Raw genomic sequence first — 15,472 nt, 5'->3', positions numbered from 1 at the left:
AAACGGGTTTCGCCTGCTTGCTGTTACGGGCAGGTCCTCCCAGGCGCCCCAGTCACTAGATCAGCCAGTCGAAACCGACCAGCCCTGATGCCCGCAATCCCATTTCCTCGCATCCGCAAGGTCCAGAGAACCGCGCCGCTCGGCGCGCATGCGCGCCTAGCTGTAAGGTTGTAACACTTTGCTGAAAGAAGTTGCAACCGGGTACTTCCCTGGCCGGAACGCTTTTCAAACCGGACAACATCTGTCTGCTCCGCAGGGCCCGCACGGCAGACTATTGCCCCCAAGTCCCTGACGAGACAACAGGCGATTTCGCAGCGCCAGGGTCACGGACCGCGTGGCGTCGATCGGTTCAGGATCGATCAGGCGCGCCGGATGTCGCGCATCCGCCTTCTATCGAGGCACGAGAGCCACGAGGATGGCTTGCGCCGTTTTCGTGTCCGTTATCAGGGCATTGATGAGCCTCGCGCGGACGGCACCGATGATGGCCGTCGCCTTCTCCGGCGAGGCGGCAACGCCGATGACCAAGGGGACGGCTCGAAGCTGGGCCGGCGACATTGCGATCATCCGGCCCTCCCCTTCCCACGGGATAAGGGTGCCTTCGGCGTCGAAGTAATGGCGGATGACGTCTCCAGCCGCATGAAACAGGGCCTGTTCGCTCAATGTGGCCGCGCTCGCCTCGGGCGGGTTGATGGCATGGGGCAGGCCGATGCCGACGATCGCAACGTCGGTCCGGTCCCAAAGCGCGACGCTGTCGCGGATGGCCGCATCGCCAAGGAAGACCTCACGCAATTCGGTGGACGGCAGATAGGGCGCATGAATGAAATGCGGTGTCCCGCCGAACTCTTCGGCGGCCAGCCGTACAAACTCGTTGATCTGGAAATGCGCCGCCTGCTGCTGCATGCCGCCGGTGGCAGCGACGGTAAGGACCCCGGGAATGCGCGGTAGGCCTGCCCGGATCACCTCGCGGATGGCTCGCCCCCAGCCGACGGCAACCACCGAGCCGGCCGTCAGTTCCGCTTGCTTGAGCAAGGCGCCGAGCGGTGCGGCGAGCGCCGTCAGCGCCCCGGCTGCTGGCGTTTCGACGACCGCGGCGTCGCGCAGCCCCAACCCGTCAATCAACTGCCTGGTGATGTCCTCGGGCGTCACAAGGTCGAGAACCTCGATCCGCACGATGCCCTCTGCCCTCGCCCGCTGCAGCAGACGCGATATGGTGGCGGTGGAGACACCGAGCCGGCGCGCGATATCGACCTGCGGCATCTCCGCCTCGTAGTGCATTTTGGCGACCGTATGCAGCATCGTCCGCGATGCGGCCGCGTCTTGTACGGGAGGGACAGACAGCTTGCAATTCCTTTCAGCAATGTGTTACAGACCCATCAACCGATGGGAGTTATCGCGCAATTCCGGCAGACTCGCAACTCGGGTTCGTTTCCACCGAACGTTGCGGCCAAGCCAGATTTCCCGGTTCGATAGCGCATCAAAGCGGCAAACCTTCCTGCCGGCGGGCAGGCAAAAACTGAACATTTCTTGTTCCACGGATCTGCGCCTTGGTGAATGGGCGCCAACATCGGACAAAAGACCATGACAAAGATGACGACAGCGGAGTTGCGGGGCTATCAGCAGATATGCGGCAAGGACGGGGCCATGATGGCCATCGCCTGTGACCAGCGCGGCGGCATGCGTACCTTGTTGGCGTCGGACCCTGCCGAACAGGCCAAGATCACCAACGACATGCTCGGCGACACCAAGGCGGACATCACGCGATACCTCGCCAGCCAGGCATCCTGCGTGCTGCTCGACCCGCTCTGCGCGGTGCCGCGGGTTGTCGATGAAGGGGTGCTGAACCGAGATACGGCTCTGCTCATCGGCCTCGACGCCTCGGGCTTCGACGTCTCGTCCGCCGGCTACCGCCTGTCGCGCCTCGTCCCCGACATCGACGCACGCCGCGTCCGCGAACTCGGTGGCACCGGCGGCAAGATCATGGTCTATCTCAGGGCCGACAGACCGGAGGCGAACGAGCATAACGTCGCCATTCTGCGCCAGTGCATCGCCGACTTCGGGGAAGAGGACCTGCTGCTCGTCGTCGAATTCCTGACCTACCAACTCGAAGGCGAAAGCCTTGAAGATTATGCGGCCAAGATCCCCTGGCTTGTCGAAGAGGGCACACGGATATCGCTGGAATGTGGGGCAAAGGTACTCAAGCTTCCTTATCCCGGAACGCCGGAAGCCTGCGCCAGGATCACCAGCATGGCTGGCGAGGTGCCGTGGGCGGTCCTCTCCGCCGGCGTCAACCACACGACCTTCCTGGGCCAGGTCGAGATCGCGATGAAGAACGGCGCGTCAGGCGTGATCGCCGGCCGGTCGCTGTGGAAGGACTGCATCTCGCTGGACCGCGATATTCAGCGTGAAAGGCTTAAGACTATCGCAGTGTCGAGATTGCACGAGCTTCAGGCAGTGATCGGAAACTACCGGCAGAAAGCCGCTTAGCCATTCGCCGTTCACACCGGGCACACACGGGACGTCATGCCTCATAGTTCGATGGCCATCGGGATCGATATCGGCGGCACCAATCTGCGCGCCGCCCGCATTTCCGGCACAGGCGAAATCCTTGACCGCATGTCCGAAAAGAGCGCGCTGGACCCGGCGCTCATGCTCTCCCGGATCGCCGAGATGGCGCGCCGGCTCGATTCTGCGGAGGTTGCCGCCATCGGCATCGGCGTCCCGGGACGCGTCGATGCGCGGCGTCGCGCCGTCTTGTCCGGAGGCTATGTCAACCTCGCCTCGGTCTCCCCGGCACAACGGCTGGAAAGCCTGGCGGGCAAGCCCGTCGTGATCGACAACGATTGCAACATGGCACTGGTCGCCGAGATGGCTCGAGGCGCCGCCATGGGTCACGAAAACATCGTGATGTTCACCATCGGCACCGGCATTGGCGGCGCCGTCGTACAGGACCGGCGGATCGTGCGCGGCAAGGGGACGGCGGGGCAGCTCGGCCATATCGCCGTCGACATCAACGGCGAAGCCTGCGTCTGCGGCCGGCGCGGCTGCGTTGAAACCACCAGCTCCGGTACCGCACTTGGCCGTCACATCTCACGCGCAGGCCTCGGTCCGGATATCTCGGTCGATCAGCTTTTCGCCCGGGATGCGAGCGGCGAAACGCCGGTGCGCGGGATACTGGAAGCCTGGGCCAGACCGTTGCGTGCGGCAATCGATACAGCGGTGGCGATGTTCGCCCCCGATCTGGTGCTGCTCGGCGGCGGACTTGGCCAGGCGGCCCATCAGGCGCTTGCCAAGGCTCCGGCCTTGGCTCCCTGGTACCAATGCCCTGTTGAACCGGCGCAACTCGGCGACGACGCCGGCGTCATCGGCGCCGGTCTGCAAGCGCTGGCAGGGCAGGCGGCGGTTACGGCCTCGCCGGTGACCTCGCCATCCGCTGGACTCAACCCGGGCCGGCGTGCCGTGCCCGGCCAGCGCGCCGTGCTCGTCAACGGCATCCCCGCCAGCGGCAAAAGCACGGTCTCGCGCGGTATCGCCGACCGCCTAGGGTGGCCATTGCTTACGCTCGATACCATCAAGAACCCGTTCCTCGAAGTGCTCGGCGGCGGCGATCGTGAATTCAACCGCTCGCTCGGTCGCGCCAGTTATGAAGCCATCTGGTCGGTCGTCGGCGAAGCTCCCGCGGGCACAACAGTTGTCGTCGATGCCTGGTTCGGCTTCCAGCCGCGCCAGGTGCTCGAGGATCACCTGCGAAGGGCTGGTGTCGAGCGGACCGCCGAAATCTGGTGTCATGCACCCGGCGAGGTTCTTGCCGAGCGCTATCGCGCACGGCTCGACCAGCGTCCCGCTGGCCACCCCGGGGCGGCCTATGTCCCCGAGCTGATCGAGCTGGCCAAGCGCGCCGAGCCGCTGCGGCGTGGACCGCTCTTTGACGTCGATACGACGAAACCAATCGCTTTCGATGCCATCACGCAATGGCTGCGGGCGACGATTGACACATAGGCAGGCGAAGCTTGCGCGCCTGAAATGATGATCCGCGCGCGACTTGTCCGCGGAGTGATTCACTCGTGCTCTTGATTTTGATGCCGGGAGCGGAAGCTCGCGCTGGATCGAGGTGACATGGATGACCACGCCCGAGCCTTGCTCCATCATCATCGGCAACAGGGCAGATCAAGCAGGGTTCATCGGCTTCGCGCGAGGATGATTTGGAACGACGGGAAGACCAAAGACGTTCGTGCATATTGCATCCGCCAGCCACAGGTCTAACGCTTGCTATTCTCAGTAGTTCGAGGCGTACCATGTTTCGCAACTCGGGCATCATTTCTCTGCCTCGCCCGCTTGAGCGTCGTGTGGACACTCTTGCCCAGTCGTTCATGCGCCAGCGGCTCGGATCTCAGATGGACTTCTCGACTCCGGAAGGCGAGCCGGCGCTGTTACCACCCAATTCCGTAACCTGGCGCATTTTTAAGAACCCTGTTGCGCTGTTCATCGGCGGGGTAACGGCGGTGCTGCTCGAATTGGCAGAGCCGCGGGTTCGCGACGCCATTTGGCAGCACAGCAGCTTCCGCTCCTTCGCGCTCCGACGGTTACAGCGTACGGGCCTCGCTGCCTTGGTCACGGTCTACGGCCCCCGATCCAAGGCTAAGGCCATGATTGAAGATGTGGTCAGGATGCATGGGCGCGTTTCAGGTCGAACCAGCGAAGGCGAGCCATACCACGCCACCGACCCGGAGCTGCTGGACTGGGTGCAAGCGACGGCCGCGTTTGGTTTCATGGAGGCCTATCACATCTATGTGCATCGCCTGCATTTTTTCGAACGGGACGCGATGTTTGCTGAGGCTCGCCCCGTCGCACTTCTCTATGGGGCCGTCGGCGCGCCCACGTCTCAGGCCGAGCTTTACGCGCTGTTCGACGTGATGAGGCAAAGACTCGTCGCGTCGCCGATCGTCTCGGAGTTCCTGCAGATCATGGAAGAAGTTCCCGCCTTGCCGGGAGTTGCTCGACCCCTCCAGCGGCCGCTTCTGAAGGCGGCCGTCGAGATCCTACCCCAATGGGTCCGCAAGCGGTTGGAACTCGGCGACCGCTGGACCTTGAAGCCGTGGGAGCGTGCTGTTGTGAAGACGACGGCTGCAATTTGCGACAGCACCGCGCTTCATTCATCACCAGCCGTCCAGTCGTGCCGCCGCCTCGGCCTTTCCGAGAGCTATCTCTATCGCCGAACGGCATCCGAAAACCTACACAGAACCGGACAGTGTTCCTTGACCTAAATGTCAGGCCCGCCTCGTGCAGACGTTCAGCTTCTAGTTAACGCATCTTGAAGGCACGAACTCGATAGCCCACTGGACGGTGAGGCGTGACGGAGGCCCGCCAAGCAGATGCGAACAAACTACCGGACGGCTGGCGGCAACAGTGAAGCCGTCGTACCGTCAAAACCGGCATGGGCCGGCTCGTGGCCGGAGCCGCCGCCCGAGATGACCGTGTAGCCCTTCTCGGTGACTGTCAAAGTCACGATCCTGATCCGCGGGTCAAAGAGCGCCTCCAGCAGCTGAGCGGGGCCCTCCGGTGCGACAAGAATATGGCCGATAGAACCGACTATCCGAAGGCTCGTCTGTTCATCTTGACGACTGACAACTGTGTACAAACCATCTTGGGGAGCAAGCGCGTCCCGCGTGTCCGAACTCCGGGGGAGGCTGCAATGATGCCCCAATCGAGTTGTCCCGCGGCCAAGCAATCATCCGTATAGATTGCCTGATGGGCCCTGTGGAAGTTGCCGATACCGAGATGCACGATTCCGGGCGTCACACTCCGTCGATCGTACCGATGAATTTGGACACCGGCTGATGCGAGCGCCAAATTGGCGTAAGAACGACGATTTTCCATTATATGCAGCTCAATCGAAATGGAGACCACCGTTCATGTCGATAACCTCACCCGTGATGAACCCGGCTAGAGGTGACGCGAGGAATGAAACGGTGTGGGCGACTTCTTGAGGTTCGCAAAATCGCCCGACCGGGATTTGAGCAAGCTGGGCCGCGCGCTGTTCGTCGTTGAGCTGTTCGGAAACCATCGGCGACATTACGTAGGCGGGGGCAATTGCATTCGAGGTTACGCCCTGGCCAGCGGTCTCGCGGGCAATCGAAAAGGTCAGCCCTATCATCGCGCTTTTCGAAACTGAATACGCCGTCCCTGCGGTCAAGCCTCCGCTTTTGGCGGCATAGGAGGAGATATTGACCACCCGACCCCACCGTTTCGACCGCATCCCTGGAAGAAATATCTGGGCGAGAAGGAATGCGGCTTCTACGTTGACTATGTTGACCCTTCGCCATTCCTCGATCGAGGTATCTGCCATTTTGTGGTTCGACAGAATGCCAGCATTGTTGACCAAAATGTCGACCGAACCGAAGTGCTGAAGAACCTTCTCCGCCGCCGCGCGCGTTGAACTCTCAACTGCCAGATCAACACCGACGGCAACGGCGCCATGCCCTATCCGCGACGCCAGCGCCTCTGCGGCCTTGGGGAGCAGATCCAGGACTGCTACTTGAGCGCCGGCGCGCGCCAGTTCCACTGCGATTGCGGAGCCGATAGCGCCTGCGCCTCCAGTTACGACAGCGGTTTTTCCTTCTAACAATTGCAAGCGGGAATTCTCCATTGCTTGGTCAGACCGCGGCATGACGTGTCTCCGACGCATGCGCGTCGAAAAGGACAAAGATTTTATCGAGATGGGCGACCAATGCGGCTTCCGCACCGGGTCCGTCATTGGCATCCAGCGCATCCAGAATTGCCAAATGCTCCTGCAGCACAACCGCAAACCGTGCGGCATTGCCGGAGAAACGAATAAAGCGAGTCAGCTTGGCTTTAGCAGCGTGGATGGTCGTCCAAACTCCCGGTCGCTGCGCGAAAGACGCAAACAATTGGTGAAAATTCTCGTCATTGTCGTGAAATCCGTCAATATCGCCCTCAGCGATACTCCGTTCTTGAGCCGCCACCAGTGAACGCATTTCAGCGCTCATCGCTGGCGTCCAACGCGACGCAACTTCGCGAAGAAGGCAAGTTTCCAGAGAACGGCGGACAAAATGGCTGTCTTGGATGCTGACGATATCAATTTGCGAAACAAAACTGCCGAGCTGCGGAAAGACACTTACAAGTCCGTCTTCGGCCAATCTTTGGATCGCTGCCCTCACAGGTGTGCGAGACACATTGAACTGGCGACACACCGCGTTTTCACTAATCGATTCGCCCGGCAAGAGCTTCGCACGCACGATTGCCTCGCGCAGGACGGAGTAAATTTGCTCACTCGCCGAACTGCGCCGGTTCAAAAACACGTCTAGTTCAGCCAATCCGGAAGACATGGCTTTCGCTCCATTCTGGTCGCAACGCGATATCGCGTTGCGCTCGCCTTCTTGCACAATGTCCTCGGAAAAATGCCATCAACAAAAAAGCAGTTGCACCTTGTATACAAGTGTACTAGAACTTCTGCGCTGAATGCAAGGCATTTGCGCTGGCGGTCTCGACAATTTTAAGCGGGAAGGCGGCGCTCTCAACGGGAGGAGTTTTGATGTCGAACTATTTGCGTCGCGTGCTCGCGATTGGACTGCTATCCGCAATAGGCGTGGGGTCCGCCTTCGCCGCCGGAGATTCAAAAATTGCGCTGGTTCCCGGAGGTCCACACCCCTACTTCGCGGCGTGGGAGCAAGCTGGTAAGGATGCTGCCAAGGATTTTGGCCTGGCCGCAGCAGACTACAAGGTGCCGCAAAAGTGGGAACTCAGCCAGCAGAACCAGCTGCTCGAGAGCCTTTTGACCCAGGGTTACAACGGCTTTCTGATTTTCCCAGGTGACCCCGTCGGATCGGTCAGTACCGTCGACGAGCTCGTGTCCAATGGCGCGCCTGTCATCGGCGGCGCAGGGTGCTTCAAGGATCCTTCTTCAGCAACCTTCTGCCTCGGCACCGACACTGGCAATTCAGCATACATCGGAACCAAGGAGCTTTTGAAAACACTGACGGGCACCAAGAAGCGCATTGCTCATTTCACCGGCTTCCTTGTTGATCCGAATACCCAGCTTCGCATCGACGCCGTCAAAAAAGCGGCGGAGGAAGAAGGCGCAACGGTCGTCCAGGTCATCGCTGACATTGATGCGCCCGAGCCAGCCGAGGAAAAGATTAATGCCTACCTGGCAGCTCACGCCAACGACGTCGATGGCATCATCACGACCGCTTGGGTCCCTGCGGTTGTAGCATCGAACGCAGTCCGAAAGATCGGCGACAAGCGGATCAAGATGGTAGCCATTGATCACGATCAAGTTGTGTTGAAGGCGATCAAGGATGGCTTTGTGAATGGCACAATGCTGCAGAATCCGTATGGCCAAGGCTATATCGGCACTTTCGTTCTCGACAAGCTTCGTTCGGGTTGCGCGATCAAGACCGATGCGCCTTTTAAGAAGAATGCCCTCACTGACAAGTTCATCGACTCGGGAACCGTCTATGTCGCGGCCGACAAAATCGACACTTATGTTGACGCCATGCGCGACACGACCAAGAAGCTCTTTGAAACCTTCCAGGCGACTTATCTGACCTGCAAGTAACGAGACTTCCGCCAATGCCGCCGGGCTGCGTTCAAGCAGACCCGGCGGTCGTCTAACCAAATTGCACGGTGTCTGTCGTGACCCAGAGCCAGGCCTGATAAGATGGCAGCCTAGCCATTGAAGGTGCGAAACCATGTCTTATTCAGATGTGCCGGCGAAGGGTCCGAGTGGCGACATCGTCGGCAAGCCGCGCAGGAATGCCACCGAGACGCGATTCTATCTGACCAATGAGTTTGGGCTCATTGCCCTCATTGTGGTCTTTGCGCTGGGCTTCAAATTCACAACAGAGGGTTTCTTTTCGGCCTTCAATTTGTTCACCCTCGGTCGTATCGCAGCCGTCAACATCATGATCGGCTTGGCCATGATGGTCGTCGTTATAACTGGGGGGTTGAACCTTGCTGTAGGGGCGATCGGCGTTTGTGCCGCAATGACTTGCGGCTATCTCATTGAGGTGGTCGGGCTTCCATGGCCACTCGCAATTCTCTCAGCGGTGGCCCTTGGCGCCTTGCTGGGCTTTATCAACGGATGGACTTCCGTTCGCACAGGATTGCACAGCTTCATCATCACGCTCGCTACAATGAGCATTTTCTTCGGCGTAATGATTTTCCTGACGCGTGCAGAATCCTATCGCGCTCTGCCACCCGTCTTTGCAGCGTTCGGACGCCTCAAGCTGTTGGGTTTTTTCTCTCCGCTCCTCCTGGTCAGCCTCCTGGCTGCATTGCTTCTAGGATATCTTTATAATTTGACGGCGGTTGGGCGGGAGATGCTGGCTGCTGGCGCCAAGCCCGAAGCGGCGGAGATGTCCGGCATAAATGTCGGGCGCATCTTCATATACTGCCACATGCTGTCTGGCGCGCTCGCCGCCTGCGCGGCTCTGATGCTAGTCGCACGCAATGGAGCGGCGATCCCATCAATGGCGGGACAACTCGGACAGGACTGGCTGCTCATCGCGTTCCTTGGTCCTGTGTTGGGGGGAACACTTTTGGCGGGCGGCAAGGCATCGGTGCTGGGGACGTGCCTAGGTGCGTTTCTGGTGACGATGCTGACTAGTGGTTTGCTTCTATTACAGCTGGGCGATTTCTGGATTCAGAGCTTTTTGGGTCTGCTTTTGCTGGCTGCGGTATTGATGGACAAAACACGCCGAACCTTTCTGGCCCGGAGGAACATGGCATGAACGGCTCCTTCGCCAACGCCGTGCGGAGCGACTGGTTTGGGCCGCTGCTGGTTACGATCGTCGCCGTTGCGATCGTGGGGGGCTTCAACCCATCATTCCTATCGCCATTGAATATTCAGGTGCTGCTGCTCGCAATTGCAGTAAATGGCCTGATCGCGTTTTCGCAAATGCTCATCATCGCTATCGGTCAGATGAATTTGTCTGTCGGGGCTATCGGCGGTCTTTGCGCTATTGTTTTCGCCGGCATGATGGACGCGTGGCACGTGCCCGCATCCCTTGCCGCCTTAACCGCGCTGTCGCTCGGGGTCATATGCGGCGTAATAAACGGATTTCTGATCGCCCGAACTGGCATTTCGGCGTTCGTAATTACCCTCGCCAGCCTGTCCGTTTACAAGGGCATCAATTTGGGCATCACACATGCCCAACCCTTTTATGATATCTCAGACGGCGTGAAATCCATCGGACAGGGCGCGATCTTCGGGATCATTCCTTGGTTGATGCTCCCTACCATGGCTGTCGGGCTAGCCTTGTGGTTCATGCTTAATCGGCAACCCATAGGGCGGTTTATTTTGGCAGTCGGCGGCAATCAACATGCCGCAGAATTGTCGGGAATATCGATTGCAAATACAGTTGTCATCGCGCACGCCCTTTCGGGGTTTCTTGCAGCGCTTGCCGGTCTTCTCCTTGTTGCCCGTTTACAAATGGGTCAACCGACGATCGGCGACGACTGGCTAATTTTGTCTTTTGCCGCGCCCGTGATCGGCGGCGCGGTCTTGGCCGGCGGACACGTCAGCGTGCCCGCTACGCTGCTCGGGGTGGTGATCGTTGCAATAATCACACAAGCCCTAGTGCTTTTCGACATCGACCCGTTCCTCGTGCAGGTCGTGCTGGGCGCAATGATCTTGGCGGCAGTCGGCGCCAATCGTTTTCGCGAAAGTCGTTTGTCACGAAATCTCAAGAGGCTCTGAAATGGCGAGCGAGATAGCGTTCCAGGCTCTGGGCATTGAGAAGTCCTTTCCAGGCGTAAAGGCCCTAAAGGGCGTTTCCCTGACACTTAAAACTCATTCCATACATGCTTTGCTCGGCGAAAACGGCGCAGGGAAGTCAACGCTTATCAAGATTATTACCGGTGTTCACCACCCCGATGCCGGCCGCCTCATCCTGGAGGGCCAAGAGGTTCATTTCGGCTCGCCGCGCGAGGCCATCGCTCATCGTGTTGGCGTCGTACATCAAGAACGGAATCTTATCCCGAGGTTTTCTGTTGCGGAAAATATCCATCTCGAGCAACTTGGGGCTTCGTTGCTAAAGCCGGTGGACTATGCCGACTTGAACAAGCAGGCCGCGCGTTGGCTTGAGGCCCTCGGCCTAGACATCGACCCAAGAACCCCGGTATCGCGCCTTAGCGTCGCCAAGATGCAGCTGGTCGAAATCGCCAAGGCCTTGTCTCTGCGCTCGCGAGTGCTTCTCCTGGATGAACCAACCGCATCACTTACCTCGAGTGAAACTGATCTATTATTCTCGTTTTTGCGAAAGCTGCGAGACCAAGGCGCCAGCCTGCTATTTGTCAGCCATAAGTTGGAAGAAGCGCAGGAGCTTTGCGACAGCGTCACAGTGCTGAGGGATGGGTCGAATGCCTGTGAAAGCCGGCCAATGGAGGGCCTGGGGCGGCAAGACATTGTCCGATTGATGATCGGCCGGGCCGAGGGTGAAGGCGGCTGGCGGGAGCGCAACTCGACTGGGGCTCCTCCGGCCATCGAGCTCAAGAACATTGAAACATCTTTAGGCCATTCGGACGTCAATCTGCATGTCCGACAAGGCGAGATTGTGGGCCTCTATGGCCTCGTGGGCGCCGGAAGGACCGAGCTTGCAAAATGCATCCTGGGTCAGTTTCCGCTGACGGCTGGTACCGTCGAGATCGACGGGAAGCCGGTTAAGATCAGGTCGGTCGGCGAAGCCATCCACACGCATCGTGTGGGATACGTCAGCGAAGATCGAAAGGGCGAAGGTCTGGTCTTGATGCATTCGGTGCTGTCAAATGCTGGAATTGCAGTGTGGCGCCCCCTTTCGGCACTTCTCGGATTCCTCACCGACCGCCTCGTGCGACACAAGGTAACGCCATACATCGAGAAGCTTGAGGTGAAAACACCCAGCCTCGCGCAGACGGTGGCCAACCTTTCGGGTGGCAATCAGCAGAAAATCAGCGTCGCCAAATGGCTGGCAGCAGGCGTCAAGATCTTGCTGGTTGACGAGCCGTCAGTCGGCATCGACATCAAGACCAAGGCTTACCTGCACGATTTGCTGCGAGAACTCGCCGACAACGGCACTGCCATTTTGCTGATCACGAGCGACATGCCCGAAATGATCCTGCTCGCTGACAGGATTCTGGTCATGAACGACTACCGGCTTCAGGGCCAGTTAATCAATGACGGATCCTATGCCGGCATGAGCGAGGGCATCATGAATCTGATCCATAGGGCTGAGGCCGCCTAAGCTCCTCACACTTTCAGGACTTTTCACCATCGGCCAAGAGGATCCCGTGGACAGGCGTGAGTTCGGCAGGACTGGATTGCAGGTATCCGCGCTGAGCTTTGGTGCGTCCTCTCTGGAGGTGTGGGCATGAGCCTCGCCGAAACCCTTGGCAGAGGCAAACTCGAAATCCCAATTGGCCCCCTTCTGGCCGGGCGATTCATGCGTGATGACGATGATGCCGGCGTCCTTGGCCTTCTGCAGCACCGGCTCGAGCACCTTGGCGTCGTTCGGCACCACGCCGATGACTTTTACGCCCTGAGCGATGAGATCCTCGATGGCGCGAACCTGAAGTGCAGGATCGGCGCTGGTCGGGCCAACCATGAACGCATCGATGCCGAGCTTCTGACCGCGCTCCTTGATACCGGCCTCCATCGCGTTGAACCACGGAATGCCACCAATCTTCACGACGATGCCGACCTTGCCGGCCTATTGCGCCAGCGCCGCGAACGATGCGCCAAGCGATAGCGATGGGCGAGCGCCACGGCGGACGCTTCGCTGCAAGTTGATGGGTTCTCCGCCGCAGCCGAAGTTGTGTTGGACGGGTCTTCATATCTCGCCCCCATCTTAGTCTTTCAGGCTCGGAAACAGCAGCCAGCCCGCCGTCCGGGGAATGCCGCTTGCCGTGAAGAGCTGTTCCTACGGGATCATCTGTTGGGCGATGCGCACCAGATCATTGAGCGCCGAGCGGATCTGCGGCCAAGGGAACTCGGAGCATTCCTCCCAGGCCTCGCCCTCACGCAACACGGCATCGAGCTTGCCCGCTATACCGGCGAGAGTCGTGGCGGGCGTGGACGAGATCACTTCCAGCAGATCCTCCGCCCGGTCACCAGCCTCGCGCTCGGCCCTGAGCGCTGCGGTGTAACCGGTCTCCTCGGCAGCCGCATCCCAGCGTGCCTGATGCGCCGCGAAATCAGCTTCGGCCTTCTTGCGGAGAGCCACCATGTCCGGCCCTTTGCCGAGTACTTCATTGAGCATCTCGATCGAGTGGACCGTCACGTCCTCACCCTCGGGCAGGCGGACGGTCGCGCGAGGAAAGCCGACGCTCTCGACAAGCCTCGTCTCCAGGCGCTGTTGCTCGCGGCAAAGCCGCTCGCTCAGCCTGTGGGCTGTCTGCCATTCCCGCCAAAGCGCCAGCGCTGGGTCGAAGAGGGACATGTTCGTCGCGGTAGCGTTGCCGGTAAGAGTACTTTTCTCAAGCATTGAAGCGGTGGACGCGGTCATTCCTCCCGCAAGCACTTGCCTACGGGTGACGAAGGGCGGAGTCGTGGTATTGTCGGAATCAGATGGGGTATTCGGCTCGAGCCCATCTTCAAAGGTGATGCAAAGAGGTGTTGCGCTTCGAGCTGATGATAACTTGGTCTGTCCAGACAGCCACAAGCATCAGGAAAGGAAGCGCAACATGAAGCATTTTGTTGGCCTCGATATCTCGGTGAAGGAAACCGCCGTTTGCGTTGTCGACGAAACCGGCAGGATTTGTCGTGAGGTGAAGGTGGTCAGCCACCCTGACGATATCATTGCGGTGCTGAAGGACTCGACTTGGAACGTCGAACGGGTCGGGCTCGAAGCAGGGCCCTTGTCGCAGTGGCTATTCGAGGGGCTGGCCAGGGCCGGGCTGCCGGTCATCTGCATCGAAACACGTCATGTGAAAGCATTCCTGAAGGCGCAGCCGAACAAGACAGATCGCAATGATGCGCGCGGCATAGCCCAGATGATGCGGGTCAACCTATTCCGCCCGGTGCACATCAAGACGCTGACGAGCCAGAAGCGCCGGGTGCTGCTGACGGCCCGCAAGATCTTGCAGGAAAAGGCGATCGCGATCGAGAACGACATCCGCGGTCTTCTGCGCAACTTCGGGCTCAAGGTCGGCGCCGTGGGAACGGCGAAGTTCGAGGACCGCATCCGTGAGCTTGTCGAATGCATGCCCGATCTCGAACAGATCATGGAGCCACTGCTGGCCGCCAGGCGGAAGCTGCGCGAGGAATTTGCGCACCTGCACAGACAAGTGCTGGCGATCGCCAGGGGCGATGCTACCTGCCGGCGCTTGATGACGGTCCCTGGTGTCGGCTCCATAGTGGCGCTCGCGTACACCGCGACGATCGACATTCCACAACGGTTCAGAAACTCCAAGGCGGTAGGGCCGATCCTGGGGCTGACACCGAAGCTCGACGAGTCCGGCGAAAGCAAGCGCGTTGGAGGCATCTCACTCTGCGGGGACGGCATGATGCGAACATTGCTCTATGAAGCAGCCCAAGTCATGCTGACGCACGTGAAGAAATGGTCATGGCTGAAGGCCTGGGCGATGAACGTCGCCAAGCGGCGCGGCTTGCGCAGGGCGATAGTCGCGCTCGCACGTCGCCTGGCGGTCGTCATGCACCGCATGTGGCTGGACAACAGCGAGTTCCGCTGGACGCGGGAAACCATGGCGTCAGCCGTGTGACAAAAGGCCGGGAAGAAGAGGTAGAGAGTTCCGCCCAGCGCGGAAGCACGTCCTTCGCGGGACGAAGGATGAGGTGAGTTCGCGATCATGGGCACACCGGTCATGTCATGCTGGCCAGGACGCGAATCAGATTGTTCCGCCTTATTCTCTGAATCCCATCAAGGGAGGGCCAATGGGCCGATCCCGGAGAGAAGCACGAACCCGCGAATGATGTCAGAAGCTGGTAAGGCAGAAAATGACAAAAGCGCTTGACCCCAAGCCGCCGAATAGAGAAGCCATGACCCGAGCTCCTAACAGCTTGGCTGTGGTTAGGTCGGGCTAAGCGTGTCAGCGCTCAGCTCGGCCGGCTTAGGGAAGCTCATCATACAAATTGATTGACCGTCAATGGGATTGTAGCCCATGGAAAGTGCGCTAACGATAGAGCAGTGTCGCGGCGCTCGGGCGATGCTTGGGTGGAGCCAAGACGAACTAGCTAAAGCCGCAAATGTGGCTCGGCAGACGATTGCGGATTTTGAGCGTGGGGCGCGCATTCCGATCGCCAACAACCTCATAAGTATAAGGCATGCGTTCGAGAGGGCCGGAATCGAGTTCTTATCCGAGAATGGTATCCGTTTAAGACCCCGCATCTGACAACTGTTTGGCAATAGGCTTGGCTAAGAGACCGTTTTGAAAATCGGCTGGCTATGGGTTCCGTCTGAGGCTTGGTTGTGATTCAAGCTTTAGATGTGGACAGAGCAGAGCCGTGGCCGGATGGCCC

14 protein-coding genes and 2 pseudogenes are annotated in these 15,472 nt (G+C 59.6%); 9 read left to right on the top strand and 7 right to left on the bottom strand.

What is annotated here, in order from left to right; translation table 11 throughout:
* Positions 1–390 precede the first annotated feature (390 nt).
* On the bottom strand, positions 391–1,296 hold the full coding sequence (locus NKJ91_RS26250; protein ID WP_352457850.1) for a sugar-binding transcriptional regulator: 906 nt from the start codon (positions 1,294–1,296) through the stop codon (positions 391–393).
* 282 nt (positions 1,297–1,578) lie between these two features.
* On the opposite strand from NKJ91_RS26250, the gene NKJ91_RS26245 reads away from it, so the two are divergent.
* Entirely contained in the window at positions 1,579–2,484 is a 906-nt protein-coding gene (locus NKJ91_RS26245) for a tagatose-bisphosphate aldolase (RefSeq protein ID WP_352457849.1), read from the top strand.
* A 36-nt stretch (positions 2,485–2,520) separates the two neighbouring features.
* Positions 2,521–3,996: an ROK family protein gene (locus NKJ91_RS26240; RefSeq protein WP_352457848.1), complete on the top strand. Its 1,476-nt coding sequence runs from the start codon at positions 2,521–2,523 to the stop codon at positions 3,994–3,996.
* 78 nt (positions 3,997–4,074) lie between these two features.
* On the opposite strand, the pseudogene NKJ91_RS26235 reads toward NKJ91_RS26240, so the two are convergent.
* Positions 4,075–4,161: pseudogene (locus NKJ91_RS26235) on the bottom strand (short-chain dehydrogenase); the annotation flags it as partial.
* Between the two features lie 131 nt (positions 4,162–4,292).
* On the opposite strand from NKJ91_RS26235, the gene NKJ91_RS26230 reads away from it, so the two are divergent.
* A complete protein-coding gene (locus NKJ91_RS26230; protein WP_352457847.1) occupies positions 4,293–5,261 on the top strand; it encodes an oxygenase MpaB family protein in 969 nt (322 codons plus the stop codon).
* A gap of 119 nt (positions 5,262–5,380) precedes the next feature.
* On the opposite strand, the gene NKJ91_RS33880 is transcribed toward NKJ91_RS26230, so the two are convergent.
* The 3 genes from NKJ91_RS33880 to NKJ91_RS26215 all read right to left on the bottom strand — a co-directional run bounded on the left by NKJ91_RS33880 (position 5,381) and on the right by NKJ91_RS26215 (position 7,343).
* A complete protein-coding gene (locus NKJ91_RS33880) occupies positions 5,381–5,503 on the bottom strand; it encodes a hypothetical protein (RefSeq protein ID WP_502896966.1) in 123 nt (40 codons plus the stop codon).
* A gap of 381 nt (positions 5,504–5,884) precedes the next feature.
* A complete protein-coding gene (locus NKJ91_RS26220) occupies positions 5,885–6,664 on the bottom strand; it encodes an SDR family NAD(P)-dependent oxidoreductase (RefSeq protein ID WP_352457846.1) in 780 nt (259 codons plus the stop codon).
* Positions 6,651–7,343 carry a GntR family transcriptional regulator gene (locus tag NKJ91_RS26215; RefSeq protein WP_352457845.1) on the bottom strand — a complete coding sequence of 231 codons (693 nt, stop codon included), beginning with the start codon at positions 7,341–7,343 and terminating at the stop codon, positions 6,651–6,653. Before NKJ91_RS26215 ends, NKJ91_RS26220 begins: the two co-directional genes overlap by 14 nt.
* Before the next feature lie 206 nt (positions 7,344–7,549).
* Between NKJ91_RS26215 and NKJ91_RS26210 the strand changes: the two genes are divergently transcribed.
* The 4 genes from NKJ91_RS26210 to NKJ91_RS26195 all read left to right on the top strand — a co-directional run bounded on the left by NKJ91_RS26210 (position 7,550) and on the right by NKJ91_RS26195 (position 12,239).
* The gene (locus tag NKJ91_RS26210) at positions 7,550–8,575 is read left to right on the top strand and encodes a sugar ABC transporter substrate-binding protein (RefSeq protein WP_352457844.1); all 1,026 of its coding nucleotides are present in this window, start codon (positions 7,550–7,552) and stop codon (positions 8,573–8,575) included.
* Between the two features lie 133 nt (positions 8,576–8,708).
* Positions 8,709–9,749, top strand: a complete 1,041-nt coding sequence (locus NKJ91_RS26205) for an ABC transporter permease (RefSeq protein WP_352457843.1) — start codon at positions 8,709–8,711, stop codon at positions 9,747–9,749.
* Positions 9,746–10,717, top strand: a complete 972-nt coding sequence (locus NKJ91_RS26200; protein WP_352457842.1) for an ABC transporter permease — start codon at positions 9,746–9,748, stop codon at positions 10,715–10,717. The genes NKJ91_RS26205 and NKJ91_RS26200 overlap by 4 nt, the downstream gene beginning before the upstream one ends.
* Position 10,718: 1 nt before the next feature.
* Positions 10,719–12,239, top strand: a complete 1,521-nt coding sequence (locus NKJ91_RS26195; RefSeq protein WP_352457841.1) for a sugar ABC transporter ATP-binding protein — start codon at positions 10,719–10,721, stop codon at positions 12,237–12,239.
* Positions 12,240–12,365: 126 nt separating this feature from the next.
* On the opposite strand, the pseudogene NKJ91_RS26190 reads toward NKJ91_RS26195, so the two are convergent.
* Both NKJ91_RS26190 and NKJ91_RS26185 read right to left on the bottom strand, forming a co-directional pair.
* A pseudogene (locus tag NKJ91_RS26190) lies at positions 12,366–12,689 on the bottom strand (substrate-binding domain-containing protein); the annotation flags it as partial.
* A 225-nt stretch (positions 12,690–12,914) separates the two neighbouring features.
* Positions 12,915–13,433: a hypothetical protein gene (locus NKJ91_RS26185; RefSeq protein WP_352457840.1), complete on the bottom strand. Its 519-nt coding sequence runs from the start codon at positions 13,431–13,433 to the stop codon at positions 12,915–12,917.
* 244 nt (positions 13,434–13,677) lie between these two features.
* Here NKJ91_RS26185 and NKJ91_RS26180 point away from each other — a divergent pair, with 244 nt between their 5' ends.
* Together NKJ91_RS26180 and NKJ91_RS26175 are read left to right on the top strand one after the other, a co-directional pair.
* Positions 13,678–14,715 carry an IS110 family RNA-guided transposase gene (locus tag NKJ91_RS26180; protein WP_352457839.1) on the top strand — a complete coding sequence of 346 codons (1,038 nt, stop codon included), beginning with the start codon at positions 13,678–13,680 and terminating at the stop codon, positions 14,713–14,715.
* A 399-nt stretch (positions 14,716–15,114) separates the two neighbouring features.
* A complete protein-coding gene (locus tag NKJ91_RS26175) occupies positions 15,115–15,345 on the top strand; it encodes a helix-turn-helix transcriptional regulator (RefSeq protein WP_352457838.1) in 231 nt (76 codons plus the stop codon).
* Positions 15,346–15,472: the final 127 nt, after the last annotated feature.

The organism is Mesorhizobium sp. M0040 (assembly GCF_040323505.1).
Classification (GTDB): domain Bacteria; phylum Pseudomonadota; class Alphaproteobacteria; order Rhizobiales; family Rhizobiaceae; genus Mesorhizobium.
This window is presented reverse-complemented; position numbering and strand designations above follow the sequence as displayed.